This is a genomic window from Chromohalobacter nigrandesensis (assembly GCF_023061285.1).
GTDB classification, from domain to species: Bacteria; Pseudomonadota; Gammaproteobacteria; order Pseudomonadales; family Halomonadaceae; genus Chromohalobacter; species Chromohalobacter nigrandesensis.
Map to the genome: position 1 here is coordinate 1 of NZ_JAKGAM010000032.1, position 1,903 is coordinate 1,903.

Sequence of the window (1,903 nt, forward strand, 5' to 3'; positions counted from 1 at the left end):
TGCGGAGCCAGCTTGCCGAAAGGGCGGAACTCATTGACTTCGGGATTTTTCCATTCGATCTGGCCGGCAATGGTGCAGCCCATCTCCGCACCGACGAAAGCGCGGACCTGATTGCCCGAGTCATCGTTATCCTCGGAAGTCGACATATCCACTCGCTGCTGACCGGGTAGGGTTTGGGCATCCAGGGTGCCGCGTGTGCCTACCGTCCTGCCATCGGGGCGGCTGAGATCGGCATCGATATTCAACTCGGCAGCGAGGCTGGCGCCGATCCCTCCCTCCGTCGTCATGATTAAATGAGAACGGATCATGCCCAGATCGATCAGTTGGGACGGCCTATCGCCGTTATTGTGGCGGCCGGTTTCGGCGCTCTCCGCCTCTGAGTCCGAAGCGGCTTCTCTCATGGGTAGCTGGAAAGCCATGATGTAGCCACCGGGTGGCTCGTAGCAGTGGATTTCGCTCTTGGCCTGGGCCAGCCTCAGCGAGGCGTGCCCACTTGCCTTGATCGATCCGCTGCGCTTGAAGGGGCTGGCATTGCTTGAAATACCACCGGCGCCATACGACCAGCGCATCAGTTGGGCTTCGTTCGTGAGCGCGACCTTGACCGCAGCCGGGTCATGCGCGTCGCTGGGCTCCGTTTCGTCACGCAGTTGAAGGTTTCGGTTGGTGGCCTGGCTCCAGTGGAAGAGTTCCTTTTCCTGGTCTTCCAGTGCCAGCCAGCCGTCGATCCAGGGCTTCTCTCCAGACAGCCTGCTTCTCAGGTCCTGAAGCTGGCCTCGTAGCGTGTCCCAATCGACTTGGCCACCGGCATTGACGATATCCGTGTGGCCGCTGCTGGAGAGCGGATAGCGCGCCCAGTCGGGTGATATCTTTTCCGATCTGACATAGCCCATTCGAAAACCTGCCGATGAGGCGTTTGCTCCGCGACGCTGGAGGGCTATAAGCTCGACGATGTTATTGGTCTCGTCATCGAGGCTTGTCAAGGAGTCGATGACCTCATTGAGCCGAGCATTGGCCTGGTTAAGCGTTCGGCGCGCGAGGTACACCTGTACCGCGACAGATCCCTTGTTCCCGACACCACCGGCCCTGTCGATATCAGGTCGATCGGCAGGGCTAAAATAGTGGCTCTGTACATAGGCGATATATCGGTCTTGCCACTGCTTGAGGTTCGCCATGGCATGTTGCTGCTCTTCTACCAGTGCCTCGAGCGTCGTCATTTCCGTATTGAAGTCGGGCATTGCCTCACGGGGCACCAGCAGTATCGTGTTCGTGCCGGTAAGATAGAACAGTTGGTCTGTGGGGTCGCTCGAAGCCTTGGCGCCTTGTGCTTTGAGTTGAGTCTGAGACTCGCCGTGAATGTCAGTCTGTGCCGGGATGCTCATGACAGGTTGCCTTCTACTGCATCATCGAAGCGATCGAGTATCGTGACTTTCAACTGCTCCGGCTTACGCGTCAGGATCTTCTGAGTGTTGCCTTCGGCATCGGCGCGGCCTTCGAACATTTTGCCCTCTGCCGTTTCAACGCGATAGCTGGCGTATGGCAGGGTGTTGCCTGAACGTTTGTCACTCAAAGTGAAATATTGCTCATAGGGGCCTTGCGATTCAGGTAGTGGATCGAAGCTCATTGGCATGCTCTTCGGTCCACCGAAGTCATGCTGTGCGCCTTTGACGTCGATCTTGCCAGGGCCATGTACGTCGACGTTGCCACCCTCGATGCGGATATAGCCGCCGCCACTCTGCAGCAGAATGCCGTTGTCGGCGTTGATCTCGATACGGCCCTCGGTGGAGGTCACCTTGACGCCTTTCTCCGCAGTGAAGGCCATCTCGCCATCCTGCGCCTGGAGGTCCACCTTGCCTCGCGCGGCGAAGAGCTTGATGCCCGCCTTCTGCACGAACAGCGAGAGCTT

General features: G+C 58.5%; 2 protein-coding genes. Both read right to left on the reverse strand.

Features of this window, described 5'->3' with window-relative positions:
- The coding region (locus tag L1073_RS17030) for a hypothetical protein (protein WP_246901410.1) at nucleotides 1-1,379 on the reverse strand (1,379 nt) is incomplete at its 3' end.
- The coding region (locus tag L1073_RS17035) for a DUF2345 domain-containing protein (protein WP_246901411.1) at nucleotides 1,376-1,903 on the reverse strand (528 nt) is incomplete at its 5' end. The genes L1073_RS17030 and L1073_RS17035, both read right to left, overlap by 4 nt.